The sequence below is a fragment of the Janthinobacterium longum genome (genome assembly GCF_051380735.1).
GTDB lineage: Bacteria > Pseudomonadota > Gammaproteobacteria > Burkholderiales > Burkholderiaceae_D > Janthinobacterium.
In genome coordinates this window covers 72740-97960 of sequence record NZ_JBNYXQ010000014.1, presented here as the reverse complement: position 1 = coordinate 97960, position 25221 = coordinate 72740, and the positions used below count along the sequence as shown (strand labels likewise).

The 25221-nt window shown below is 61.5% G+C and carries 25 protein-coding genes, 2 tRNA genes and 1 riboswitch; of the genes, 10 read left to right on the top strand and 17 right to left on the bottom strand.

Going from position 1 to position 25221, the window contains the following annotated elements:
• Nucleotides 1-176 precede the first annotated feature (176 nt).
• Nucleotides 177-1661, bottom strand: a complete 1485-nt coding sequence (ubiD, locus tag ACQ4WM_RS23740; RefSeq protein WP_436549117.1) for a 4-hydroxy-3-polyprenylbenzoate decarboxylase — start codon at nucleotides 1659-1661, stop codon at nucleotides 177-179.
• 476 nt (nucleotides 1662-2137) lie between these two features.
• Here ubiD and ACQ4WM_RS23735 point away from each other — a divergent pair, with 476 nt between their 5' ends.
• Nucleotides 2138-3070 (top strand): transglycosylase SLT domain-containing protein, encoded by a 933-nt coding sequence (locus tag ACQ4WM_RS23735; RefSeq protein WP_436549116.1) that lies wholly within the window; start codon nucleotides 2138-2140, stop codon nucleotides 3068-3070.
• Between the two features lie 132 nt (nucleotides 3071-3202).
• Here the strand turns inward: ACQ4WM_RS23735 and nusB are convergent, their stop codons facing one another.
• From nusB to glyA, 14 genes are all read right to left on the bottom strand, one after another.
• On the bottom strand, nucleotides 3203-3670 hold the full coding sequence (gene nusB, locus ACQ4WM_RS23730) for a transcription antitermination factor NusB (RefSeq protein ID WP_436549115.1): 468 nt from the start codon (nucleotides 3668-3670) through the stop codon (nucleotides 3203-3205).
• An 89-nt stretch (nucleotides 3671-3759) separates the two neighbouring features.
• Complete coding sequence (gene ribH / locus ACQ4WM_RS23725; protein ID WP_094445951.1) at nucleotides 3760-4242, bottom strand: 6,7-dimethyl-8-ribityllumazine synthase; 483 nt, start codon at nucleotides 4240-4242, stop codon at nucleotides 3760-3762.
• 72 nt (nucleotides 4243-4314) lie between these two features.
• Nucleotides 4315-5436, bottom strand: coding sequence for a bifunctional 3,4-dihydroxy-2-butanone-4-phosphate synthase/GTP cyclohydrolase II (gene ribBA, locus ACQ4WM_RS23720; RefSeq protein WP_436549114.1), 1122 nt, complete (start codon nucleotides 5434-5436; stop codon nucleotides 4315-4317).
• 217 nt (nucleotides 5437-5653) lie between these two features.
• Nucleotides 5654-7387 (bottom strand): hypothetical protein, encoded by a 1734-nt coding sequence (locus tag ACQ4WM_RS23715; RefSeq protein ID WP_436549113.1) that lies wholly within the window; start codon nucleotides 7385-7387, stop codon nucleotides 5654-5656.
• A gap of 101 nt (nucleotides 7388-7488) precedes the next feature.
• On the bottom strand, nucleotides 7489-8136 hold the full coding sequence (locus ACQ4WM_RS23710; RefSeq protein ID WP_436549112.1) for a riboflavin synthase: 648 nt from the start codon (nucleotides 8134-8136) through the stop codon (nucleotides 7489-7491).
• Nucleotides 8137-8146: 10 nt separating this feature from the next.
• The gene (ribD, locus tag ACQ4WM_RS23705; RefSeq protein WP_436549118.1) at nucleotides 8147-9229 is read right to left on the bottom strand and encodes a bifunctional diaminohydroxyphosphoribosylaminopyrimidine deaminase/5-amino-6-(5-phosphoribosylamino)uracil reductase RibD; all 1083 of its coding nucleotides are present in this window, start codon (nucleotides 9227-9229) and stop codon (nucleotides 8147-8149) included.
• 77 nt (nucleotides 9230-9306) lie between these two features.
• Complete coding sequence (locus ACQ4WM_RS23700) at nucleotides 9307-9897, bottom strand: GspH/FimT family pseudopilin (protein ID WP_436549111.1); 591 nt, start codon at nucleotides 9895-9897, stop codon at nucleotides 9307-9309.
• Nucleotides 9898-9908: 11 nt separating this feature from the next.
• Nucleotides 9909-10382 carry a type IV pilin protein gene (locus ACQ4WM_RS23695; protein WP_436549110.1) on the bottom strand — a complete coding sequence of 158 codons (474 nt, stop codon included), beginning with the start codon at nucleotides 10380-10382 and terminating at the stop codon, nucleotides 9909-9911.
• 27 nt (nucleotides 10383-10409) lie between these two features.
• Nucleotides 10410-14114, bottom strand: coding sequence for a pilus assembly protein (locus ACQ4WM_RS23690; RefSeq protein WP_436549109.1), 3705 nt, complete (start codon nucleotides 14112-14114; stop codon nucleotides 10410-10412).
• Complete coding sequence (locus ACQ4WM_RS23685) at nucleotides 14111-14743, bottom strand: pilus assembly PilX family protein (protein WP_436549108.1); 633 nt, start codon at nucleotides 14741-14743, stop codon at nucleotides 14111-14113. The genes ACQ4WM_RS23690 and ACQ4WM_RS23685 overlap by 4 nt, the downstream gene beginning before the upstream one ends.
• Nucleotides 14730-15707: a PilW family protein gene (locus tag ACQ4WM_RS23680; protein WP_436549107.1), complete on the bottom strand. Its 978-nt coding sequence runs from the start codon at nucleotides 15705-15707 to the stop codon at nucleotides 14730-14732. The genes ACQ4WM_RS23685 and ACQ4WM_RS23680 overlap by 14 nt, the downstream gene beginning before the upstream one ends.
• Nucleotides 15704-16270: a type IV pilus modification protein PilV gene (gene pilV / locus ACQ4WM_RS23675; RefSeq protein WP_436549106.1), complete on the bottom strand. Its 567-nt coding sequence runs from the start codon at nucleotides 16268-16270 to the stop codon at nucleotides 15704-15706. The genes ACQ4WM_RS23680 and pilV overlap by 4 nt, the downstream gene beginning before the upstream one ends.
• A 178-nt stretch (nucleotides 16271-16448) precedes the next feature.
• The gene (nrdR, locus tag ACQ4WM_RS23670; protein WP_436549105.1) at nucleotides 16449-16910 is read right to left on the bottom strand and encodes a transcriptional regulator NrdR; all 462 of its coding nucleotides are present in this window, start codon (nucleotides 16908-16910) and stop codon (nucleotides 16449-16451) included.
• A gap of 129 nt (nucleotides 16911-17039) precedes the next feature.
• The gene (glyA, locus tag ACQ4WM_RS23665) at nucleotides 17040-18287 is read right to left on the bottom strand and encodes a serine hydroxymethyltransferase (RefSeq protein WP_436549104.1); all 1248 of its coding nucleotides are present in this window, start codon (nucleotides 18285-18287) and stop codon (nucleotides 17040-17042) included.
• Nucleotides 18288-18404: 117 nt separating this feature from the next.
• Nucleotides 18405-18527, bottom strand: a riboswitch (ZMP/ZTP riboswitch).
• A 297-nt stretch (nucleotides 18528-18824) separates the two neighbouring features.
• Here glyA and ybgC point away from each other — a divergent pair.
• The 9 genes from ybgC to ACQ4WM_RS23620 all read left to right on the top strand — a co-directional run bounded on the left by ybgC (nucleotide 18825) and on the right by ACQ4WM_RS23620 (nucleotide 24582).
• On the top strand, nucleotides 18825-19226 hold the full coding sequence (gene ybgC, locus ACQ4WM_RS23660) for a tol-pal system-associated acyl-CoA thioesterase (protein WP_436549103.1): 402 nt from the start codon (nucleotides 18825-18827) through the stop codon (nucleotides 19224-19226).
• 44 nt (nucleotides 19227-19270) lie between these two features.
• Nucleotides 19271-19960, top strand: a complete 690-nt coding sequence (gene tolQ / locus ACQ4WM_RS23655; protein WP_436549102.1) for a protein TolQ — start codon at nucleotides 19271-19273, stop codon at nucleotides 19958-19960.
• A gap of 15 nt (nucleotides 19961-19975) precedes the next feature.
• Complete coding sequence (locus tag ACQ4WM_RS23650) at nucleotides 19976-20416, top strand: ExbD/TolR family protein (protein ID WP_065305980.1); 441 nt, start codon at nucleotides 19976-19978, stop codon at nucleotides 20414-20416.
• Nucleotides 20417-20458: 42 nt separating this feature from the next.
• Nucleotides 20459-21517 carry a cell envelope integrity protein TolA gene (tolA, locus tag ACQ4WM_RS23645; RefSeq protein ID WP_436549101.1) on the top strand — a complete coding sequence of 353 codons (1059 nt, stop codon included), beginning with the start codon at nucleotides 20459-20461 and terminating at the stop codon, nucleotides 21515-21517.
• Between the two features lie 3 nt (nucleotides 21518-21520).
• Nucleotides 21521-22795, top strand: coding sequence for a Tol-Pal system beta propeller repeat protein TolB (gene tolB / locus ACQ4WM_RS23640; RefSeq protein WP_436549100.1), 1275 nt, complete (start codon nucleotides 21521-21523; stop codon nucleotides 22793-22795).
• 46 nt (nucleotides 22796-22841) lie between these two features.
• Nucleotides 22842-23366, top strand: coding sequence for a peptidoglycan-associated lipoprotein Pal (pal, locus tag ACQ4WM_RS23635; RefSeq protein WP_436549099.1), 525 nt, complete (start codon nucleotides 22842-22844; stop codon nucleotides 23364-23366).
• A gap of 140 nt (nucleotides 23367-23506) precedes the next feature.
• On the top strand, nucleotides 23507-24265 hold the full coding sequence (ybgF, locus tag ACQ4WM_RS23630) for a tol-pal system protein YbgF (protein ID WP_436549098.1): 759 nt from the start codon (nucleotides 23507-23509) through the stop codon (nucleotides 24263-24265).
• Between the two features lie 77 nt (nucleotides 24266-24342).
• Nucleotides 24343-24418: transfer RNA gene (locus tag ACQ4WM_RS23625), tRNA-Lys, on the top strand.
• Nucleotides 24419-24506: 88 nt separating this feature from the next.
• Nucleotides 24507-24582, top strand: a tRNA-Lys gene (locus ACQ4WM_RS23620).
• 48 nt (nucleotides 24583-24630) lie between these two features.
• On the opposite strand, the gene ACQ4WM_RS23615 is transcribed toward ACQ4WM_RS23620, so the two are convergent.
• Together ACQ4WM_RS23615 and ACQ4WM_RS23610 are read right to left on the bottom strand one after the other, a co-directional pair.
• Nucleotides 24631-24930: a BrnA antitoxin family protein gene (locus ACQ4WM_RS23615; protein ID WP_436549097.1), complete on the bottom strand. Its 300-nt coding sequence runs from the start codon at nucleotides 24928-24930 to the stop codon at nucleotides 24631-24633.
• Complete coding sequence (locus ACQ4WM_RS23610; protein ID WP_436549096.1) at nucleotides 24890-25162, bottom strand: BrnT family toxin; 273 nt, start codon at nucleotides 25160-25162, stop codon at nucleotides 24890-24892. The genes ACQ4WM_RS23615 and ACQ4WM_RS23610 overlap by 41 nt, the downstream gene beginning before the upstream one ends.
• Between the last annotated feature and the right edge of the window lie 59 nt (nucleotides 25163-25221).

Below are 25221 nucleotides of genomic sequence, written 5' to 3'. Positions count from 1 at the left end.
AGCTCAATGTCTATCGACCCGATCGAAAATTTGATCGGGTCGCAAAGGCAAAACCACAACGCTATCCAGAGCGACGTCTCAGGCGAACACTAACTTAACGGCATTAGGGTCAGACCCTCAATGCCGCTAACGCAAAGGTCATTGCTAACGGGCGAGGAGGTCTGACCCGAGCCGTTCTACAGTCCCAGTTCCTGCCAGATACTGTCAACCTTCGCCTTGACCTCCGGCGTCATGGCAATCACCGTGCCCCACTCGCGCGTGGTCTCGCCTGGCCACTTGTTGGTGGCGTCGATGCCCATCTTGCTGCCCAGACCGCTGACCGGCGACGCGAAATCGAGGTAGTCGATCGGCGTATTGTCGACCAGGGTAGTGTCGCGGATCGGGTCGACGCGGGTGGTAATGGCCCAGATCACTTCTTTCCAGTCACGGATATTGACGTCCTCATCGACCACCACGATGAACTTGGTATACATAAACTGGCGCAGGAAGCTCCACACGCCGAACATCACGCGCTTGGCGTGGCCGGCGTACTGTTTCTTGATCTGCACCACGGCCATGCGGTAGCTGCAGCCTTCCGGCGGCAGATAGAAATCGGTGATTTCGCTGAACTGCTTTTGCAGCAGCGGCACAAACACTTCGTTCAATGCCAGGCCCAGCACGGCCGGCTCGTCGGGCGGCTTGCCGGTATAGGTCGAATGGTAGATCGGGTCGCGCCGCATGGTGATGCGGTCGATGGTAAACACCGGAAAACTGTCCTGCTCATTATAGTAGCCGGTATGGTCGCCATACGGACCTTCCAGCGCATGCTCGTAGCCGCTCGGATGGTTTGCGTCGGGATAGATATGGCCTTCCAGCACAATCTCGGCCGAGGCCGGCACGCGCAGTTCGCTGCCGATGGCTTTGACCAGCTCGGTACGGCTGCCACGCAGCAAACCTGCGAACTGGTATTCGGACAGGCTGTCGGGCACCGGCGTCACCGCCCCCAATATGGTAGCGGGGTCGGCGCCGAGCGCGACGGCGATCGGATACGGCTTGCCCTTGGTTTGCAGCGCGTGTTCGCGGAAGTCCAGCGCGCCGCCGCGGTGCGCCAGCCAGCGCATGATGACCTTGTTGCGGCCCAGCACCTGCTGGCGGTAGATGCCGAGGTTCTGGCGCTTCTTGTTGGGGCCTTTGGTAATCACCAGGCCCCAGGTAATCAAAGGCGCGGCATCGCCGGGCCAGCAGTGCTGTATCGGCAGGCGCGCCAGGTCGACGTCATTGCCTTCCCATACGATTTCCTGGCACTTGGCGCCACGCAGTTCTTTCGGCGACATGTCCCACACCGATTTCACCAGGGAACCGAGGCCCAGCAAATCCTTGAAACCCTTGGGCGGCTCCGGTTCCTTCAGGCGCGCCAGCACATGGCCGATCTTGCGCAATTCGCTGACATCGTCGGCGCCCATGCCAAGTGCGACCCTGCGTGGAGTACCGAACAGATTGGCCAGCACCGGCATGTTATGGTTGGTCGGATGATTGAACAGCAAGGCCGGTCCGCCCGCGCGCAAAGTGCGGTCGCAGACCTCCGTCATCTCCAAATAGGGGGAAACAGGCGTCGAAATGGTCTTAAGTTCGCCCATTTGTTGCAACTGAGAAATAAAATCTCGTAAATCTGAATATTTCATGTATTTTTAAATTTTTTTGACGTCGGACGCCGTTGCTGAAGGAACTATGCCAAGTAATTGATTTTATTGGCTTTTGGCACAATGCAAGACAAAAAGTAAGACATAAAAGTAATAAAGAATGAATTCGTTAGTATTGACTTGATATAAAACGGCTCTTACAATTCGCCCAACTTGAACGAGGACGCCGGCCCAGAGCTTGATTTTAGCGTCTCTCATTCATTCACGGAGTCGGGGCTCCACATGACATTTTAAGGAGTGTTTTCAAAAGGCGTCTGCCTTACCCCCGGTAAAAGTTGTATTGCAACTGATCCAATACCACAGGGACCGATCAGCTCAAGCAAGCAATGACGGCGTCTCTCGCGCGCATACACACGCGGCGACAGACGATGATATTTCTGATGCACGGCATTGGCAGTACCCACGACCGCGAGTTCGCGGAAGGGCTGTCTGTTGACGCGACATTTCGGGGAAACTCTATGACTCATCGTAGCACTGAAGCAGCTTTGCCTGTTTCAACCGTGGCTGGCCAGCCAGCGTTGGCGCGTTTGCGCGCGCGCGCAACGGCAATTTCGGCACGTGGTGTTCTGACCACGGCGCAACACACACTGACCGTGTTCGGCATTTCCGCCCTGGCACTGATCGCCTTGCTGATGTTCCGCCCTGACCTGGGCAAGCAACTGACGCACAGCCTGTTCCCGCTGCCAATGACGGAAGCGCAAGCAGTCGAAGCGCCGGCCCTGTCGGCACTGATGACCGCACCTGCCCCCGTGCAGAGCGCCGCAGCCGCAGACACGCAGCTGACCCGCGAAGAAAAAGCACTGCTCGGCACGCAAAAGCAGCAGCAATGGGTCACCACCTGGCTGTCCAAGCGCTATCGCGTGGCCAATGACGCCACCAATATGCTGGTGTCGACTGCCTATCTGACGGCGCGTGAAATCAAGCTTGACCCCCTCTTGATCCTGGCCGTGATGGCGATCGAATCTGGCCTGAATCCGTTCGCGGAAAGCCCGGTCGGCGCGCAGGGCCTGATGCAGGTCATGTCGAAAGTGCACCACGAGCGCTTCCAGGAAATGGGTGGCGTGCAAGCTGCCCTCAATCCGGTCGCCAATATCCGCGTTGGCTCGCTGATCCTGAAAGATTATGTGACGCGTGGTGGCTCGGTCGAAGCAGGCCTGAAAACCTATGTCGGCGCCGCCAACTTTGCCACCGATTCGGGCTATGGCTCGCGCGTGCTGGCCGAATACCGCCGCCTGAAGCAAGTGTCGGCCGGCCAGCGCGTGCCGACCAGCGATGCCGTGATGGCCTCCAATACGCCATCGCCGGCCAAGGCACGAGTGCCCGCGCCAGCCGTCGAGACGGGCAGCCTGACCATGAAAGTCGAATCCCACAACGAGATCGCCGGCCTTTGAGTGCCGAGTGCTTGCGAGCACCCGCCGCACCCGGCATCAAAAAAGCCACCGTACGCAAGTACCGGTGGCTTTTTACTGCCCTGCGCTTTCACACCGGGCACACACACTATATATATATAGAGAGAGAGCGTATTACTTGCGCTTGCTGGCGACTTCTTCCTCGCGGAACTTCGCTGCCAGTTTGTCCAGCACGCCGTTGACATACTTGTGGCCGTCGATACCGCCAAACGATTTGGCCAGTTCGACCGCTTCGTTGATCACGACGCGGTAAGGAATCTCCACGTTGTTCTTCAGCTCGAAGGCGCCAATCAGCAGGATGCCGTGTTCGATCGGCGACAGTTCGGTGATATTGCGGTCGATCAGCGGCGCCATGCTCTCGCGCAGCGCTTGCGAATCCTTGATGGCGCCGTACAGCAGCACCGTGAAATGATCGCCGTCCGCCTTGTCGAAGCCATGCGCGGCGCGAATATTGTTCACGACGGTGGTCGCATCTTCATTGTTCAGCAGCCACTGGTACAGCCCCTGCAAGGCAAACTCGCGCGCGCGGTGACGTGGCGTGCGGTTTTTGCTGGGATTGGCGAGCAAATTTTTCTCAGTCATGATTGTTACCTGTTCTAAATACTTCTTACTGCAAATAGCGACGAATACCGCAGAGCACTGAATGAACGCACTGCGGCGCAAGCACGATGTCAGTCTTCGTCTGTGTCTTGCAACTCTTCCAGCGCTTGCGCCAGATTGGCCATTTCCACTGCCACGCGTGCCGCTTCCGCACCCTTGACCAGCATGCGCACTTCGGCCTGCTCGTCGTTTTCGGTCGTCAACACAGCGTTGGCGATCGGGATGCCGTAATCGAGGCCGATGCGCGTGATGCCTGCGCCCGATTCATTCGATACCAGCTCGAAATGATAGGTTTCACCGCGAATCACGGCGCCCAGTGCGATCAGGGCGTCAAATTGCTCGGTTTCGGCCATCTTTTGCAGTATCAGTGGAATTTCCAGGGCGCCCGGCACGGTCACGTGCAGGATATCTTCATCGGCCACGCCCAGCTTGCTCAACTCTTCCAGGCATGCCGACAGCAAGCCACCACCGACGATTTCATTGAATCGTGCCTGGACAATACCGACGCGCAAACCTTCGCCGGCAAAATTGGTTTCATACGTTCCTACGGTCATCTTGTGCCTCTTTATCAGTTGGTCGGCGGCGGCGCAATTGCGCCAGGCCGACGGATGCTTCAATCAGTTCAATCAGGTGTTGCTTTGGCCGGGAGGGCACTGAAAGCCAGTCACTTCCAGGTTGAAACCGACCATCGACGGCATCTTGCGCGGGCTGGCCAGCAGTTGCATCTTGCTTACGCCCAGATCGCGCAGGATTTGCGCGCCAATGCCGTAGCTACGCAGGTCCATGCTGGCGGCGCGGCCTTTAGGCTTGGCTTGCGGCGTGTCGAGCGCGGCGAACTGGGCAAACAGCTCGTTCGACGTTTCGCCACAATTCAGCAACACCATTACCCCACGCTCGGACTGCTTGATGGCAGCCATCGAGGCAGCCACGGTCCACGAGTGGGTGGTCGCTTCGCTTTCCAGCACGTCCAGCAAGGACACCGGCTGATGCACGCGCACCAGCGTTTCCAGGCCGGCGGCCAGGTCGCCATGCACCAGCGCCAGGTGGGCCGAAGCGCTGGGCTTGTCGCGGTACGCGATCATGCGGAACTCGCCGTGGGCGGTGCGCAAGGTACGCTCGGCAACGCGCTCGACCAGCGACTCGGTCTGGCTGCGGTAATGGATCAAGTCGGCAATCGTGCCGATCTTCAGGCCATGCTGTTCTGCAAACACCATCAAATCGGGCAGGCGCGCCATGGTGCCGTCATCTTTCATGATTTCGCAAATCACCGAAGCGGGCGTCAGGCCAGCCATGGCCGTCAGGTCGCAGCCGGCTTCGGTATGGCCTGCGCGCATCAGTACGCCGCCCTTTTGCGCTTTCAGCGGGAAGATATGGCCAGGCTGGACGATATCTGTTGGCTGCGTGCCCTTGTTGACGGCTACCTGGATGGTCCTGGCGCGGTCGGCAGCGGAAATACCGGTGGTCACGCCTTCGGCCGCTTCGATCGATACCGTGAAATTGGTGCCATAGGCGGTACCATTGCGCGAGGTCATCATCGACAGGTTCAGCTCGTCGCAACGCTCTTCGGTCAAGGTCAAACACACCAGGCCACGCGCGTGGGTAATCATGAAATTGATTGCTTCAGGCGTCACGAAATCGGCGGCAAGCACCAGATCGCCTTCATTTTCCCGGTCTTCTTCATCGACCAGTATCACCATGCGGCCGGCGCGCAATTCAGCGACGATCTCTTCGGTGCTGGAAATAGACATCTTCATCCTCTTGGTAGCTGAAACATCGAGAGCGAACATTCCGCGAGTTTCCGGGAATTTTCTTGTAGCCTGCTATTTTAAAGGATTTACGTGCTTCAGACCTGAAATAAGAACAGGCGGCGGCCATCTGCGCCTGCGCAACACGGCGCCACATGGCATTCGACACCCGGCTGGCACACCACATCCTGGCGACGGCCGCCGTGGACCATGCGGGACGCTACACGCCCGGCTTGAGATTTTTGATAGTCGTCACGGGCGCAGCCTGCGCTACGGGCGCCACCAGCGGCCGCTGCGATTCGGCGGCGCTCACGGGTCGCCCCAACAGACCGGGATTCAGGGCGGCGTTGTTGAGGTTATAGGCGGCAATCGCCGCCGCCACCGCCGGGTCTTGCGAGGAAGGCTGTTGCACGGCCTGGGCCGCGTTCTGCGCGGCCTGCTGCTGGGCTAGCGCATTTTGCTGCGCCTGCTGGGCCTGGGCGGTGCTCACCAAACCTGCGTCCAGCTGCACCTGCGCTTCGCGCGCCACGGTTTGCGCGCGCTCGGTTGCCGCCTGGGCCAAGCGCTGCGCTTCGCTGGCGGCCAGTTGCGCCCTGGCCGCATCGTCGGCCGCCTGTTGCACCTGCTGCTGTAATTGCGCCTGCCGGGTTTGCTCGGTCTGCGCCTCGCGCACGCGCTCGTCTTCCACCCGCGCCGCATCCTGCTGGCGCAGGGTATTTTCCTGGGCCAGCCGCTGCGTTTCCAGGTCTTCTCGCACGAGGCGCTCGGTTTGCAAGCGATCCGGCTCGCCGTCAAGCCCGCTGGCCTGCACCGCCGGGTCGCTGAGTTCTGCTGGTTGAGTCAGCTGAGTCTGCCGGGTCTGCTGTAATTGCTGGGCTGCCTGCAAGATGCCGGCCTGGTCCAGCTGGGCCTGGCTGGCCTGGGTCGCTTGCAAGGTGGCATTTTGCTGCACCTGCTGTTGCTGGCGCAGCTCCTGCAAGCCCTGGGTCAGGTCTTCCGTTTCCAGCTGCCGCTGAACTTCCAGCTGGCGTTGGGCGAGTATTTGCTGTTGGGCCAGTGCCTGCGCCTGCCCGGTCTGCTCAGGCTGCACCGCCACCTCAGGCTGCGCGGCTGGCGCCACGGTGGCGGCGCTAAAGTCGGTGCTGTTACTATCGGCCGGCACGACTTGCGGCGTGATGGCAAGCCGATCCTGGCCTGCCACCTCATCTTGCAAGGGGAACGCCAGGGGCGTTTGCGCCACGCTTTGCCGGGCTTGCTGCACTTGCTGGGCCGCGGTTTGCGGTGATGGCGCTGCGTTCAGGTCTTCCACCGTTTGCGCGGCAGCCGGCACGCCTTGCTGCAACGTCAGGGCGGCCCCCACTTCGGCCAGCACGTCGCTTCCCTGCTGCAGGACACTCAAGGTGCCAACGCGGTCGCTGTCAAAAGCCGCCTGCAGGGCAGCGACGTCGACCGGGCGATTGGTTTGCAGGTCGATGCCGATGCGCGCCAGGTCGGCTTGCGTCAAGGCATCCGTATTTTGTGCCAGCGCTTCGGACGCGCCCGGCGTGACCTGGCCGCTCAGCAAGGCAAAGCGCTGCGCCAGATCGTCCTGCGAGCCGGCCGTCATGGCCAATTGCCCGGCATCGACGCCGCTGGCGCGCAGTTGGGCAAACGAGTCGCTTAACTGCTGGGCCAGCGCCACCAGCGCGTCGTCAGCCACCACGGCCGGCTTGGCCGCACTCGCCGCCTCGTCGTCTATTCCTTGCAGAGCAAGCAACTGCCGGCGCGACAAGGCCACGCCGGACAAATATTGCCCGAGCGGCGAGATATCGACCAGGGTTGACGAAACAAGGGGATTGACGAGCGCCGTATTGGCCAGGATGGCGGCCGAGGCCGGTGTGACCGCAGCGGCGCTGCCGACGCGGGTAGAGGCTGGCACCACATTGGCCAGCGTCGCGGACGAGACGGGATCCATGGCATTCCTTCACAGCGCAAAGCGCTCAAAGCCCCATTATGCCCGCTTGGCGAAAAACGATCACACGGTTGAGAGCCGCTGGCGGCTCTCTCATGGCAGACTCAGGTGGCAACCTTGGCGACCGCTTTGTCGAGCGACAGCATGCGCTCGACATAGCGCGCGATCAGATCAATTTCCAGGTTCACTTTCGCGCCCACCGTCAGGTGTTTCAAGGTGGTCATGGCGATGGTATGCGGAATCAGATTGATCGAGAAACGGCAGCCATCAAGAGCGCCGGCGCCCACGTCTTCCACCCGGTTCACTGTCAGCGACACGCCGTTGACCACCACGGAACCCTTGAAGGCCAGGTATTTCGCCAGGTCCTGCCGGGCTTCGATCACCAGTTCCCACGATTCGCCCACCGCTTCGAACTTGCGCACCACGCCCAGGCCGTCGACATGGCCCGATACCAGGTGGCCGCCGAGGCGCTCGGCCAGGGTCAGCGCTTTTTCCAGGTTCACTTCGGTGGTGGTATCCAGGCCCACGGTGCAATTGAGGCTTTCGCGCGAAACGTCGACGACAAAGCTGGTATCCGACTTTTCCACCACCGTCATGCAGGCGCCGTTGATGGCGATCGAGTCACCCAGCGCCACGTCGGACAGCGGCAGGCCGCCGGCGTTGATGGACAGGCGTACGCCTGCGTCGAGGCCGCCTTCGAGTGGCTGCACGGTGTCGATTTTGCCGATGGCGGCAACAATTCCTGTAAACATGATGGACCTGTCAGTGAGTTTGAATGAGGGTGTTGAAACGGGCGAGGATACGCAGATCGTCGCCCACTTTTTGAATCTCGTGGAAGCGCAAGCGATACTGATGATCGAGGTCCAGGAGGGGCGGCAAGCCGAACATGCCTTGCGCATCGCCGATCAGGGAAGGCGCCAGGTACAGCAGCAATTCATCGACGCAGCCCTCGCGTATCAGCGAGCCGTTCAGCCTGGAGCCGGCCTCGACATGCAGTTCATTGATCTGGCGCCGGCCCAGTTCCAGCAACAGCGCCGGCAGGTCGACCTTGCCTTCGCTATTGGGCAGCAGGATCACTTCGGCGCCCAGCGCACGCAGTTGCGCTTCTTTTTCAGGGTTAGCCACGGCAGCCACGATCCAGGTGCCGCCGCCTTGCAAGATGCGTGCGTCCAGGCTGATCTCGAGCCGGCTGTCGACCACGATGCGGCGCGGCTGGCGCGGCGTGTCGACCGCGCGCACATTCAGCTGCGGGTCGTCCGTCTTGACCGTGCCGATGCCGGTCAGGATGGCGCAGGCGCGCGCGCGCCAGGCGTGGCCGTCGTCGCGCGCCGCCTGCCCGGTGATCCACTGGCTGCGGCCATCGTGCAAGGCCGTCATGCCGTCCAGGCTGGCAGCTGACTTCATGCGTACCCACGGCCTGCCGCGCTCCATGCGCGAAAAAAAGCCGATATTCATTTCACGCGCTTCGTCGGCCATGAGGCCAGTGGCAACCTCGATGCCGGCAGCCGCCAGCCTGGCCAGGCCCTGGCCTGCCACCAGCGGGTTCGGGTCGGTCATGGCTGCCACCACGCGGCCCAGTCCGGCGCGCACCAGCGCATCGGAACACGGCGGCGTGCGGCCATGGTGATTGCATGGTTCAAGGGTGACATAGGCGGTGGCGCCGCGCACGTCATTGCCGCGCGCGACCGCGTCCAGCAGCGCCTGCACTTCTGCATGGTTCTGCCCGGCCGCCTGGGTCACGCCCGCGCCGATCACCTGGCCGCCGGCGACAATCACGCAGCCGATGCGGGGATTCGGCGAGGTGGTATACAGCCCCTTGCCTGCCCATGCCAGTGCCAGGCGCATGCCGTCTACATCATTGAGTATTTCCACAGGCTTCTACAATTCGATCATGGTTGGCGGATCATCGGGGGCGGCAAGCGTCAGCCTTCGCCAGCGCCGCTGCAATTGAGCGTGTCGCGTTGCGGATCGCAGACGCGTACGCGGCCCAGCATATTGATTTTAATATGTCGTGCCTGATTTCCCAAAATCAAGGACAGCGTACCCCAGCGCGCCGCCTGGGCATTGCTGGCGCTGCAACTGCGCCCCGCGCCATTGTAGGCGATGTACAAGGGCGCCGCTCCCGAGGTAAAACCGGAGCGCACCTCGATGCCATCCGCCAGTGGCCCCTGGCGGAGCAGCAGTTCATCACCAGCGTCGTAGGCCAGGTTGCCATTGCGATCGACAAACACCAGCCAGCCCTGGCGCCAGTCGAGCCCGCCGCTGCCGGCCGGCATCAGCAGCACGCGCCGACCGCGCGCCATCGCCAGCGCACGCGTCAGTTCGATTGCCGAAAACAAGTCGTTCGCGGCCGCCCGCAAGCGCTGGCGCGCCAGCATGTCTTGCAGGCTGGGCAAGGCGGCGGCCGCCAGCACGATGGTGATCGCCAGCACGGCCAGCAATTCGAGCAGCGTGTGACCAAGACCATGACCATGGCGATGTCCATGCTGTTCACGCAGGCGTCGGGCGGCCATGGCACGATCCCTCAGGGCCAGCACCGCGCGGCAGGGCCACTGCTGCCGCGCTCGCCAGTGCTGCTCAGGGTCAGGGTACCGCAGTCGGCGTCCGTGTAGTGCTGGTCGACCCGGGCCGTACCGGGCCTGGCGCGCAGCAGCACGCATTGCGCCAGCGTCGCTTCCGGGCACGCAGCAGCGTCGATCTCATATGCGCTGCGCACGGCGCCCTTCTCCGCTTCTTCGCCGGACCACCATTGGAACTGCTTGCCCTGCGCATCTTGCGACGCCGCCGAGAACGCCAGGTAGCGGTTATTTTGCGAGTAATACCGCTCCTGCTGCTGCATCAGCTTCAACAAGGTGGCCTGCCCTTGCACCCGCCTGGCGCGCACGATATGGCCATGGTAGAGCGGCAAGGCCAGTGCCAGCGCCGAGGCGATAATGACCAGCACCACCATCAGTTCGATCAGGCTGAAACCGCGGTGTATCGATATGTTCACAGGCATGGCCAAACTTTCCTTTTCTTGACACTGCTATTTTTTCACCGCCTCGTGCAACTCGCGCCAGTTCGCCACTTCGCGCCAGCCCAGGCGCCTGGCCGGCAGCGGCCCGCTGGCTACCTTGACGGCGGCCGCGCCGGGCATGCCGGGCTGCACCGCGGCAAACTGCTTGCGCGCTTCGGCGCGTCCCGTGGCGGTCGCCACGCCGACCTGGCTCGCCACTTCCAGCAATTGCGGCGGCGCACGCGCCAGGCCGTCCTGCAGCCGTCCCGTTTCCTCGCCCGCCTGCACCGTGCCGACGGCGTCTGCCGCAAAACCGCTCAGCACATCAAGCACATACAGGCGCGTTGCCGGCCGGCTACAAGGGTCGCGGCCCGGCAGCACGGTATTGAACGCCACCCGGCCAGCGGCCAGTACGGCGCCGTACACGCTGCGCTCGCCGGTTTTGTCGGTGCCAATAAAATCCAGGTACCAGCCATGCCTGGCGTCGCCGCCCGCGTAATGCAATGGCTCGCCATCGATGGCAAGGCTGCCTGCATCCGCCACCACGCCCACCTTGCGCACGGCAAGATCATCGCGGCTGCGCGTCGGCGTTTGTGCGTTCAGGTCGTCATGCACGGCGTAGAACGATTGCGCCAGCATGGCCGCTGGCCAGGTATCCTTGGCTTCCACCAGCTTGCCGGTGCCAAACAGCAGCAAATAGCCGCCGCCTGGCGCATACGCCACTTTTACTTGCTGCGTCACGGGCTGGCGCCGGCCCTGCGCATCGCGGGCGACAAATACCAGCTTGCGCCCGGTTTCGTCTTTCCATGGCGGCCCGGTGGCCATGTCGATGCGCCAGATATTGCCTTGCAGGTCGCCGGCATACAGATAGCTGAGCGCGCCATCATTGCCCATCACCAGGGCCGGCGGCGCCAGTGCAGTAGCTCCTGCTGCACCTTCGTCATCGCGCACGGGTACTTTCAGCCGGTGGTAATTGCTGCCCAGCAGCCACGGCGCACCGGCCGGTTTGTCCAGCGCCAGCAGGAAGATGGCCGCAGCAGGACTGGCGACGGACATACCCTTGCCATCATCCTGCGTGTTGTTATAGCCGCTGGGCACCACTACCATGTCGCGATACACGGGCTTGCCCAGCTTGGCGCCCATGTTCAGCCGCGCAAAGCCTGGCGGCGCGCGCAAGTTGCCGATCATGGCGTCGTCGCGGTCGCCAAACTCCCATAGCGCCCCATCTTGCGCGAAGCGCTCCGGGTCGCTAACGTCAAGCGCAAACAAGCCTTGCGCGCCCGCCCCCATGCTTGACGCCAGCACGGTTTTCCAGCGACCCGCCACCAGCACTTCCGCGCTGGCCGCGGCGCCATCGAGCACGGATCCGGCATCGTCATCGGTGTCGCTGGCCCGCACTGCCCTGGCCAGCAAGGCTTGCGGCAAATAAGCAAACAATTCGCTGCCGCTGTTGGCATCCACGCCACGCAGCAGGCCGTCACCGGTGCCCAGGTACAGCATCTTGCGCCGCTGCTGGCCACGCTGGCGGTGCTGCAAATAGTCAAGACCCGGCAAGCCCAGCGCTGGCGTGCCGACATGGACCAGATTGCCGTGCGGCGCCACAGCCAGGCCACCTGCGCGGCGGCGCAAAAAGCCGCCGGGCCGGCCCGCCTCGTGCGTGCGGTCACCGAGCAGATAATCGAGCCGTGCTGGTCCCTGGCCGTCGCCATGCGGATCAAACGCGCGGCGCTGCTCGGCGCTGAGACGGTCCCAGGCAAGCGGCGTCAAGCCGCCCTGTGCATCGAGCGTATGGACGGATGGACCCGGCGCCGCGCCAACAATCTGCCACACAGGCTTGCCGGCCACCACGGCGCCGTCAGCGCCCAAGCGGAAAGCGTCGCGTGAAACGCGCATGGCGCCATCGGCCAGATTGATCTGCGACTGGAACCAGTAAGCCTGTTCCGCGCCGTTGGCCAGCGCCATCAGCGAAGGTCCGGCAATGGTGGCGGCAACCGTGGCGCGGTCGGCCTCGACGAAGGCGGCGCGCAACAGCGCAATCAATGCCGTCGGATCGCCGCCGGGAAAATAATGGCTGGGCCAGCGGCCATCCACGCTCCATTCGGCACGATAGTCGCCCGCCATGGCGCGAAACGGATTGCCATCACCATTTTCATCGACAAAACCGCCATACTTGGCCGCCAGCAGCAGCGGCGAAGGATACTTGGCGTCGTCAGGCCTGGCCGCCGTTGCCAGCAGCTCGCCCGCATAATGGTCAACTGGCAAGCCACCCGGGCGCAGCGCATGGCGATGCGACCAGTAGGCCAGGCCGGCCGCATAAAAGCTGCCGCCGTGTTCGCCATGATCCTGGCGATCGAGCGCCGCCAGGGCCGGCAGCGGCTGTGGATTGCCGCCGGCGCCATCGCTTTCCAGCACACCGACGGCCCGCGTCCAGGCCATCACGTCCAGTGCCGGCGTCGTGTAAGCATCGACGCCACGCGCACGCCCGGCGGAGTTGGTCGCTGGAACATGGCCGGGCACATAGCGGTCCTGGGAGGCACCGGCATCGCCCAACGTGATCACCACTTGCCGCTGGCAACTGGCCTGCAGCGGATCAGTCCACGACGTGGCCATGGCCGCAACCGCTGCGCTGGCCTGGCGCCCTTGCAGATAGCGCAGCGATTCGTACAGCAATTCGGCTTGCGGCGCCCCCGCCGCGTAGTCACCGAGATGTGCCTCGTCACTGCGCCCCAGCGTATTGATATGGGCAATCACTGCCTGCTTGCCTGCATACACGCCCGTCAGCGGATTCCATTCGGCATCGGGATTGTCTTGCGGCAGGAAGTCAGGCGCGGCCCAACGCCGGGCGCCGGCATGGCCCAATGGCGCCTGCAGCACGCCACCATAGGCCGCCGGCCCGCTTGCATGACCAAAAACGCCGACCCGCACACGGCCGCCCTGGCGCTGCAGCGCGCCCACCGGTTTGTAGTTTTTACCGTAGGCCATGCACAGGTCGGGGCGAGACAAGCCCTCGGGCCGATCGCACACCTGCACCCTGGCCAGGAAAACGCCGAGCGCAGCGGCCTTGCCCGGCGCATCGCAATTGCCCTCAAGTGGCTGGGCACCATCGCCGAACAGCAGCCGGTTGCGGCAGGAGATGATCGCCAGTTGCCCGACCGAAAACGGCGTGGCCTCGCGCACGCCTGCACGCAAGACCTTGCGTGGAAACCAGTCCGGATGGGCATAAAAATCGACGCCAGAACGGCCGTCGGGCAAATACGCCCGTTGCAGCACTGTCTTGCGCACTTCATCGATCACGCGGTCGCCACCCGTCAAGGCATAGCGCACGATATCGAGCAGGCTGGCGCCGGCCCAGTTCAAAAAATTGCCGCTGAAACTGTCGCCGCCACAGGCATGCCGCGCATCGGCCACCTTGCTGACGGAAAAATAGGCGGTGGACAGGCGCCAGTCCGGCACAGTAACGCCATCGCTGTTGCCATCGCGGTTACGATAAGGATAGCCGTAGCACATGCGCGCATCGAAGTAGCCGGCATAACTGTAGCCGGGATCGTAATCGCCCTGGTAGGCGGCGCCGGCTGCAGCGTGGGACAAGGAGAGATCGAGCAGCAGGTTGGGCGGCACGCGCGCGCCATGCAACCCCGTATCCGCACGCGACAGATCGACCAGCGGCGTGGCGGCAAATGCACAAGCACCAGCCACCATCGAGATCAGCACGCCAGTGAGCCAGCGCGCGATCATGGCGCTTCTCCCGGCGCCTGTTTCCGGTAAAAGGTTTGCAGCACCACCTGCGTATCTTCCTGCGCGCCGAAGCCGATGGCGGTAACGCGGTACAGATAACCAGCGCCCGATGGCAGGCCGACCGCTGCACCAGCGGACGCGCCAGCCTCTTCGCCGGGCGGGTGAAACGGCAGCAATTCGATCATGTAACGCGGCTTTTTAAAGGGCAGGAAGCCTTGTCCCGTCTGCATCGCCGCACCCGTAAACTGGCCATAGGCCACCGTGCCGGAGTCCATCACGCCCAGGTCGGTGCTGAGCCACACGGGCGGCGTGCCGCTGGCGGCCGGCAGGCACAAGCCTGGCTCCCCTTTGCAGGCAGAGGCAAAGCCGGCCGCGCTGTCCGCTGCAAACAGCGTGCTGCGGCCAGCTTGCCCGGGCAAGCCTTCGATATCGTGTTGCGCATCCATCAAGGCCTCCTCTGCCGCCTGGAAAGCGATATGCCGGTCGCGCTCGCCACGCGCCGATTTTTCTCCGTGCAAGGCCATCTGCGCGGCCGATGCTCCCAGCAGCAAAATGGCCACCAGCAGGCACAGCGCGAACACCAGGGTCGCGCCGCGCTCACGCGCCCTGGCTGCTTCAGGCCGGTCCATTGCGCAGCACGATGGTCGCTTGCACCAGATGGCGCAAACGGCCGCGCCGGGTGGGCGGCAAGCTGGCCGGCACGATGCGCACGCCAGGGTCTTGCGCGCCGTGCGCGTCCGCATATGCCGGGCCGAACAGGTCGAATTGCGCCGGCCCCGGTTGCGCGTCCAGATTGCCGCTACCGTGCAGCAGCAGGGCCACGCGCACGCTGGCAACGCGCTTCCAGTGCGTGCGCCGATGAAAATCGCGCTCGCGCTCGGCTTGGTCGGCGCCCACCAGCACCAGCGCCGCATCGCGCGCATCGAGGGTAGTCGCGTTCACATACTGATTGGCCACGCCATCGGGCGGCGTATCGGTATCGAGGCCATACAAGACCTGGAAACTGTCGACGCCACGGATCAGCGCATCAGCGCCCCAGCCACTACCGCCAGCACTGCGGTATTTGCAGCGCAATTCCGCTTCGCCGTCGCCGACGCCGCCGTCATCCTGCGCCACATAAAAAATACTCCAGCCACGCTGCGCCTCATTGCTTGCGCTGCCTATGCCAAAGCCGGCGCAATTGAGCACGCTGCCATCGCCGCCCGCGCCCTCGCCAGTGCCGTAAAAACGCAGGGCCAGCACGTCGCTGCCGTTGATACTGCCCGCCAGCGGTGCGCTGATGCCGTCAGTATTCTTGCCCAGGCCGTGCGCGTCGAGGCCGGCGATATTGGCGCTGTCATGCGCCGCATGCGTCGAGGGGGCGGCACTGGCGTCCCAGTTCACCCACGCCGTCTGGCGCAGCGCCCGCGCGATGGCGTCAAACGCATAGCGGCCATTGTCGGCCAGGCGCGCAGACTCCACCTGGTCCAGGTAGCTGCGGCTGCTTGATAACAACACCGTGCTTGACGCCAGCATCAGCATGGCGCCCAAGCCCAGCGCCACCAGCAATTCGACCAGGGTCATGCCAGCCTGGTGTTGCGCGTGGCAGTTCATGGCGCACCGGCCGCCAATTGCATGGCGATTTTCGGCAAGGCAGACTCCTGTGCGACGCGGCCCCGGGTTTGCCGGCCGCGCCAGCCCAGCTTGATGACGATAGGCGCGCCGCTGCCGCCGCTGCAGCTCCAGTGCAAGCCCTGCGCGGCGGCATCCCAGGCCAGCGCATCGCGGCAGATGCGCAGCCGGGCGCCGGGCAAGTCCTTGTGCAATTGCTGCTTCCATTCGGCGATATCGAATTGCGCCAGCTGCGCGGCGCTGCAGGTGGTGTTACCAAGACAGGCTGGCGCGCCAGCCGCCTCATCAAGTGGCCCCGCTTCATAGTCAAGGCCCAGATAGGGATTGTCGGCATCAAGCGCCTGCATTTGCGTGCTGTTGGCGCGCATGCGCTCGGCCATGCTGGCTGCCAGTTGCATGGCCGTCGACAGCAGGGCCGATTCATGGCGCGCACGCAGCGACGACAACTGCATCGCGCTGCCACCCAGCAAGCCCACGGCCAGCAGCAACAGCGCGACCAGCACCTCGACCAGAGTGCTGCCGCTGGTGTACACAAGATGGCGCATGCATGCCTCCTGCTTCAAGGGAAAGAAAAGAGTAGCGGCCAGGACCAGCCCGCCCAGCTAAACGATAGGCGTGCCAGCGGGGCCAGGCATGAGACAGCGCAAAGCTGTGCAGGAATAGCGAAAAAAAGCGGCCAATGAATTGATCAGGCCGCTTGCTGGAAGAAAACGACTGTGGTGCTTAAACCTTGCGCGGCTGGCCCACTTCGGCGATCGCGTCCTGGAACTCGGCCAGGTCTTCGAAATTCTTGTAGACGGAGGCAAAGCGGATATAGGCGATCTTGTCGAGGCGCTTGAGTTCCTGCATTACCAGTTCGCCGATATAGCCGGAATCGACTTCGCGCTTGCCGCTGGTCAGCAGTTTTTCTTCGATGGTGGCGATCGCCATGTCCAGTGAGGCGGCCGCGACGGGGCGCTTGCGCAAGGCCAGCATCAGGCTGCCGCGCAACTTATCCGCAGCGAATTCCGTGCGGCTGCCATTTTTTTTGACCACGGCCGGCATGATCAGTTCAATCCGTTCAAAGGTGGTAAAGCGCTTGTCGCATTTGCCGCAACGGCGACGGCGGCGAATCGCATCGCCTTCCTCGGAATCGCGCGTATCGAGAACCTGAGTCTCGTCATGATGGCAGAATGGACATTTCATGGGCAGCAGTACAGCCTTTTAGTTCAACAAATGGAGCGCGGGCGCACCGAACCACTCGGCGCGCCCGCAGGCATGACAGGAATGTGTCAAACAGAATCTTACTCTGGATGACACATACTGGACAAATAATTATGCAGCGTAAACCGGGTTGGCGTCGGCCAGCACTTTGACGGCCGCTTTGACGCGCTCGATGGTGGCGGCGTCATGCGGATTGTCCAGCACGTCGGCGATCAAATTACCCACTTGCACCGCTTCGGCTTCCTTGAAACCGCGCGTCGTCATCGCCGGGCTGCCCAGGCGGATGCCCGAGGTGACGAATGGTTTTTGCGGGTCGTTCGGGATGCCGTTCTTGTTGCAGGTGATGTGCGCCGAACCAAGGATGGCTTCGGCTTCCTTGCCCGTCAGGTTCTTGGCGCGCAGGTCGACCAGCATGACGTGCGATTCGGTGCCACCGGACACGATGCGCAAGCCGCGCGAAATCAGGGTCTTGGCCAGCGCGTCAGCGTTTTTCACGACCTGTTTCTGGTATTCGACGAATTCAGGGCTCAAAGCTTCCTTGAACGCCACGGCCTTGCCGGCGATCACGTGCATCAACGGGCCGCCCTGGATGCCAGGGAAGATGGCCGAGTTGATGGCTTTTTCGTGCTCGGCCTTCATCAGGATAATGCCGCCGCGTGGGCCGCGCAGCGATTTGTGCGTGGTTGAGGTAACGAAGTCGGCGAACGGCACCGGGTTCGGGTACAGGCCGGCGGCGATCAGGCCGGCATAGTGGGCCATGTCAACCATGAAGTAGGCGCCCACTTCCTTGGCAACCTTCGAGAAACGTTCGAAATCGATCTTTTTCGAGAACGCCGAAGCGCCGGCAATGATCAATTTCGGTTTGCGTTCACGGGCAAGGCGCTCCATGGCTTCGTAGTCGATATCTTCCTCTGCCGTCAGGCCATACGACACCACGTCGAACCATTTGCCGGACATATTGAGCGGCATGCCGTGGGTCAGGTGCCCGCCTTCGGCCAGCGACATGCCCATGATCAGGTCGCCTGGTTTCAGCATCGCGAAGAACACGCCCTGGTTGGCCTGCGAACCCGAATTGGGCTGCACGTTGGCCGCTTCGGCGCCGAACAGTTGCTTGACACGGTCGATGGCCAGCTGCTCGGCCACGTCGACGTATTCGCAGCCGCCGTAGTAGCGCTTGCCCGGATAGCCTTCGGCATACTTGTTGGTCAGCTGAGAGCCTTGCGCTTCCATGACGGCTGGCGAGGTGTAGTTCTCGGACGCGATCAGTTCGATATGGTCGTGCTGGCGCGTGTTTTCTTTTTGAATAACGGCGAACAGTTCAGGATCGACGTTGGCGAGGGTGTGATCTTTTGCAAACATGTAAAAACTCCAAAGATGTGGGTGCTTTGTACTGGCAGGTCGGATCGAATGAGGGGAGCCGGAATTATTAACTCAATAATAACAACGGAAAGGCAGCCTCTTCGCGCAATTCCATCGGTGGGCTGCCCAGGCGAACGGCTGATGAAATCTCACGTTTCCCGGTGGATGCCCACCTTTCGCCGGCAATCATCGCACCAAAATGGGGATAATTGCAGCTTTTCGCCAGTCACGTGAGACGTAATGGAGGCCAAATTGTAAGTTAAGTGCCCCAATTGAGCAAGGAAAGCAGCGCACCTGCGCTGCTGCGGCTATAATCGCCGCGCACGATCCATGGCAAGCGCGCTGCTTGAGCTGCACGTAAACGTCGTGTCCGCTTGTAAGCGTATGTTACCGCGCTTGTCTTTCTACTCGGCAAGCTGGGAATATGCTGCGTTGCAATGTTTGGTGCAATGCACATAGCATTTCGGCAAGCGCTCTTCGTCATGATCAGAAAAATCGCGTAAAATGTTGCTCAATCATACTACTGGCGCCATCAACATGCCTTCAGCCTTTCAATGGGACGTACGGGTCTATTATGAAGACACCGACGCCGGTGGCATCGTCTATTACGCCAATTACCTGAAGTTTTTTGAACGCGCGCGCACTGAATGGCTGCGCGCAATTGGCGTTGAGCAACAGGAATTACTGGAAAAACACGATGCGCTATTCGTGGTAAAAAGCGTCAGCGCCGACTATCATGCGCCAGCCAGACTCGATGACACGGTAAGATTGACCTTGAACATAGCCAAAATGGGACGCGCTTCCATCGTTTTTCTGCAGCAAGCCTGGCGCGGCGAGACCCTGCTCAATACCGCTCAGGTCAAGGTCGGCTGCGTCGACTCCAGCATGCGCCCGCGCCCCGTGCCCGACGCAGTAGCCGAACGCATGCGCGCCGCCTGAACCACCCTGCCACTCCCGGATAATTCACCACAGACTGCCTGCCCATGAACGTTACACAAGATCTTTCTTTCCTCGCGCTCATCACCAATGCCCACCTGATCGTGCAGCTGATCATGGCCCTGCTGCTGCTGATCTCGCTGACCAGCTGGACCTATATCTTCCGCAAGATGTTCGCGGTGCGCGCCGCGCGCAAACAAACCATCGAATTCGAACGCAGCTTCTGGGCTGGCGGCAACCTGCATGCGCTGCACCAGAGCGCAAGCGGCAACCGCGACCAGAGCGGCGCGCTGGCCCGCATCTTTGATGCCGGCATGGGAGAATTCATCAAAGGCAAGGCGTCCTACAGTGCGCGCGAAGCGCTGGACGTGGGCGCCGTGCTCGACGGCGCCCGCCGCGCCATGCGTGCCGCTTTCCAGCGTGAAATGGACGTACTCGAATCGCACCTGGCCTTCCTGGCGTCGGTCGGTTCCGTCTCGCCCTACATCGGCCTGCTCGGTACAGTCTGGGGCATCATGAACGCCTTCCGCGGCCTGGCCAATGTGCAGCAAGCCACCCTGGCAGCAGTCGCGCCCGGCATTGCCGAAGCGCTGATCGCCACCGCCATCGGCCTGTTCGCGGCGATTCCAGCGGTGGTGGCCTACAACCGTTTTTCGCACGATATCGACCGCCTGGCGATCCGCTTCGAGAGCTTCGTTGAAGAATTCTCCAACATCTTGCAGCGCCAGTCGCGCTAACAGGAAGGACTGCTGATGGGTTCCTCATTCAATAGCGGCGGCATGCGGGGCGGCCGTGGCCGCAAGTTCAAGTCGGAAATCAATGTCGTGCCATATATCGACGTGATGCTGGTGCTGCTGATCATCTTCATGGTGATGCCCTCGTCCAACAACCCCAGCGTGGTGGACTTGCCGAACGCGGAAAAAACCACCAAACCGCCCGATGACTATATCCAGATCGTGCTGAAACCAAATGGTTCGCTGTCGATCGGCGTGATCGGCAAGCAGCAACTGGCACCGGAAACCGAACCGAACCGCGACGCCCTGCTGCGCAATCTGCGTGGCCTGCATGAAAGTAATCCGGACTACCCGGTGCTGATCGCCGGCGACAAGGAAAGCAAGTATGACGATGTGATCCAGCTGATTTCGGAAGCGAAAAAGATGGGCATCAACCGTGTCGGCCTGGCCACCAAGTAACAGCAAGCGCAACCACGAACCTGACGTTTTAAAGACCGAACTTTGCAGACGAAACCTACCGACCATGTAATGGGCACGCCGTACCGGGTGCCGCGCGAAAGCAGCCGCTGGCCCTCGCTGGGCCTGGCGCTGGCGATGCATCTTGGCCTGCTTTTTTTCCTGTGGATCGGCGTACACTGGCAAAATACGGAACCGGTGGCGGTGGAAGCGGAAGTGTGGGACCTGAAAGTACAGACGGCGGCACCGCCGCCGGAAGTGACGACGGACCCGGAGCCTGCGCCCGCGCCAACCCCGCCGCCGCCCGAGCCGGAAGTGGAACAGCCCGCGCCACCGCCACCACCACCGGTGGCCGCGCCCGAGCCGAAGGTCGACCTGCGCGAAGCGGAAATTGCGCTTGAGCGCAAAAAAGCCAAGCTGAAGGAAGAGAAAGCCAAAGCCGCCGCCGAAGAGCGCCGCAAAGAGGAAGCGAAAGAACGCGAAGAAGAAAAACGCGAACTGGAAAAACAGAAGCAAAAAGAAAAAGACAAGGCAGAGAAGCTGGAAAAAGAGAAAGAAAAAGAAAAAGAGAAAGCCGACAAGCTGGAAAAGGCGAAGAAGGAAAAGGCCGACAAGGAAAAAGCCGAGAAGGCGGAAAAAGCGGCGGAAGAAAAAGCCGAGAAGGAAGCGGCCGAGAAAAAGGCAGCGGCTGAAAAAGCCGCCAAGGCAAAAAAAGCAGCGGATGAGAAAAAAGCCGCAGATAAAGTGCGTGCCGAACAAATGAACCGCATGATGGCTCAGGCAGGTTCAGGCAGCACGGGCACGGCCGCAAAAGCGACTGCGCCACGCAAGGACAGCGGCTATGTTGCTGCCCTGACGGCCAAGATCAAGGGCAATATCGCGTACAGCGGTAGTACCGACGTGCAGGGCAACCCGCGCGCCGTGTTCAGGATCGAGCAACTGCCAACTGGGGAAATTATTTCTGTCCGAAAGATCAAGAGCAGCGGACTGCCGGCGTATGACAGCTCGGTGGAAAATGCCATTAATAAATCGTCACCTCTGCCGAAGAAAAAAGACGGCAGCGTGGAACGCGAAATTGAACTCATATTCGAGATGAAGGAATAGCCAATGATGATCATGAAAAAAATGAGTTACGTGGTGCTGTGCGCCGGCCTGCTGCTGGCAGCGTCAGGCGCCCAGGCCCAGCTGCGCGTGGAAATTACCGGTATCGGCAGCAACCAGATTCCGGTCGCCATCGCCAACTTCGCCAACGAATCGGCGGCGCCGCAATCGCTGTCCGGCATCATCAAGGCCGACCTGGCGCGCAGCGGCGTGTTCAAGATTATCGATGGCGCGGAAATGTCGGAAACGGCGCCGGTCAGCTACGACCAATGGAAGTCGCGCGGCGCCGACGCGCTGGCGGCCGGCAGCGTGCAGGCGATGGCCGATGGCCGCCTGGACGTGCGCTACAAGCTGTATGACACCGTCAAGAGCGCCCAGCTGTCGAGCATGAACAATGCGGCCGCGCCGCAGTTCAACCGCTTGCTGGCGCACAAGATCGCCGACGATATCTATGAAAAGCTGACCGGCACCAAGGGTGCATTCGCCACCCGCATCGCCTACGTGACGCAAACCGGCCGCGAATACCGGCTGGAAGTGGCCGACGCCGACGGCGAAGGCATACAGGTAGCCTTGCGCTCGAACGAGCCTATCATTTCGCCAGCGTGGTCGCCGGACGGCACCAAAGTAGCGTATGTGTCGTTTGAAAAGAAAAAACCGATCGTCTACGTGCAGAACCTGGTAACGCGCCAGCGCACCATTGTTTCGAATGAAAAAGGCAGCAACTCGGCGCCGAGCTGGAGCCCGGACGGCTCGCGCCTGGCCGTGGCCCTGTCGCGCGATGGCCACACCCAAGTCTATACCGTCAATGCCGACGGCAGCGGCTTGCGCCGCGTCAGCAACAGCAGCGGCATCGATACCGAACCGCAATTCTCGGCCGATGGCCAGAGCATTTACTTCACCAGCGATCGTAGCGGCGGACCACAGATCTACCGCATGTCGACCAGCGGCGGCGAAGCCAAGCGCGTGACGTTTGGCGGCTCCTACAACATCAGCCCGCGGATCTCGTCCGACGGGAAGACACTTGCTTATATTTCCCGTCGCGATGGCAATTTCCAGCTCTACGCGCTCGACCTGGCTAGTGGCCAGGAACTGCGCTTGTCGGACACCGCCAACGACGAATCACCGAGCTTTTCGCCCAACGGGAAATATATCATGTACGCGACCGAATCCGGACGACGCAAGTCGCTGGCAGTGGTATCGGTGGATGGCCGCGTCAAGCAGCGTTTGACTACGCAAGCTGGCAATATCAAGGAGCCCACCTGGGGTCCTTTCATGAAGTAAATGCTGTACAGTTGCACCTTTAATCATAGACCCGGAGAATACAAAAATGAGTAATTTCAAAAGCCTGGCATTCATTGCCGCCGCAGCCACCCTGTTGTCTGCTTGCAGCACCCCAGTGAAACTGGCAGAAACCCCAGTCGTCGAGCGCGCGCCGCAAGCCGCTGCTCCAGCTCCTGCTGACCCACGTCAGGTTCAGCCAGTGTCGACCGGTTCGGTCGATCCGCTGGACGATCCAAAAGGCGTGCTGGCCAACCGTAGCGTCTACTTCGATTTCGACAAATACGTCGTGCGCGAAGCTGACACCGCCGTGGTACAAAACCACGCCGGCTACCTGGTCAAAACCCCAGGTCGCAAGATCCTGATCCAGGGTAACACCGATGAACGCGGCGGCGCCGAGTACAACCTGGCCCTGGGCCAGAAACGTGCCGAAGCCGTGCGTAAATCGATGTCGGCACTGGGCGTACCGGAAGGCCAGATGGAAGCCGTATCGCTGGGCAAGGAAAAGCCTAAAGCACAAGGCAGCAACGAAGCAGCATGGGCTGAAAACCGCCGCGCTGACATCGTTTATTGATAGCTTGCCCGCTGGCAGGCCGGGCGCGACAAGCTTGTCGCTTGCCTGCTGCCCGCCACAGGCATAATAATGGGGCGCTGCGCGGAAATTCCGCCTGGCGCCCTGTTTGCATGTATGCGTAACTTTTGAAAGCCCGACCCATGATGACATTCTCGAAAGCCGGCCTCGCTGCCGCCTTGATGGCCGCATTCGCCTATCTGCCCCTGCACGCCAACGCAGCCCTGTTCGACGACGACGAAGCCCGCAAGGCCATCCTGGAGCTGCGCAGCAAGGTCGATGCCATGACGCGTGACCTGACCGAGCGTCTCGACGCCAAGGCCGACAAGACCAGCACCCTGTCCCTGATCAACCAGCACGACCAGACCATGCAAGAGATCGCCCGCCTGCGCGGCCAGATCGAAGTCGTCGCCAATGACCTGGCAACGATGCAAAAACGCCAGAAAGATTTCTATACCGACCTCGACGCCCGCCTGCGCAAGCTCGAGCCGCGCCAGGTCACCATCGACGGCCAGGAAGCGGCCGTTGGCGTGTCCGAACAGAGCGCCTACGACACCGCCTTCGGCGTATTCAAGTCGGGCGACTACAAGGCCGCCGCCACCGCACTCGACGCCTTCGTCAAGCGCTATCCGGAATCGGCCTATGCGGCCAATGCGCAATACTGGCTGGGCAACGCCTATTACGCCCAGCGCGACTGCAAGAGCGCCATCAGCGCCCAGCAAGTGGTACTGAAGACCTACCCGGACAGCCCGAAAGCACCCGACGCCATGCTCAACATCGCCAGCTGCTACACCGAGCTGAAAGACAAGGCCAACGCCACCAAGACCCTGAACGCCCTGATCGCGCGCTACCCGGAGTCCAGCGCCGCCCAGACCGCCAAGGAGCGTGGCGGCAAGAAGTAAGTTGACAATGACATAGGGAAAAAGTTGCCGGCAGCGTTTGACAGAATCCCGGCCACCCCCTATAATCTTTCTTCTTCGGGTCGTTAGCTCAGCTGGTAGAGCAGCGGACTTTTAATCCGTTGGTCGCAGGTTCGAATCCCGCACGGCCTACCACGAATACGCAGTCATGATCTGCTTGCAGAAGTTATAGCAGGCATTTTTTTACTGCACAGTGTTACCGAAGTTGTTGTAAAAGTTTTTTGGGTCGTTAGCTCAGCTGGTAGAGCAGCGGACTTTTAATCCGTTGGTCGCAGGTTCGAATCCCGCACGGCCTACCAAATACTTGAAAAAGCCCACGAATTTCGGTTCGTGGGCTTTTTTGTTTTCTAAGCTTGCCTGTCACGCAGCCACTCTTTCAGCGCATCATTCATGCGCGTCTGCCAGCCTTCGCCGGTGGCCTTGAACGCGTCGAGAATCTCGGCATCAAAACGTATCGTGGTACTGACCTTGCCGCCACTGCCGGCTGGCCGACCACGGCGTCTGGCAAGCTCTGCCTGTGCTTGCGGGTGGGACACGGCCTTACCGGCCACTTCCCATACACCTTGCTCGAAAAACGTTTCCGTCAATTCTGACGCATCGTCTGGATCACTCCAGGCTTTGGCCGTATCTTGCGATTTCGCGTTCATTTGCTTTCCTCATGCTGATGATTCTTCGCGCCAGGCCGCGCGGCGTCCACACCACGATGACGATACGCTCATCGAGCCAGCCGGCGGTGATAAAACGGGCTTCGCCATATTCCTGGCGCTGGTCAGGCATGGTAATGGTGAGTCCCTCGAATATGTCACGCGCACGCGCAAAATCAAGCCCGCGCTCGCTGAGCGTCTTGTCGCGCTTGACGGCATCAAAAGTGATCCTCATTATTTATTGTAGTAACAAATAATTGAAAGAACCAGCTATTTTTCAAGGTGGCAGCACCG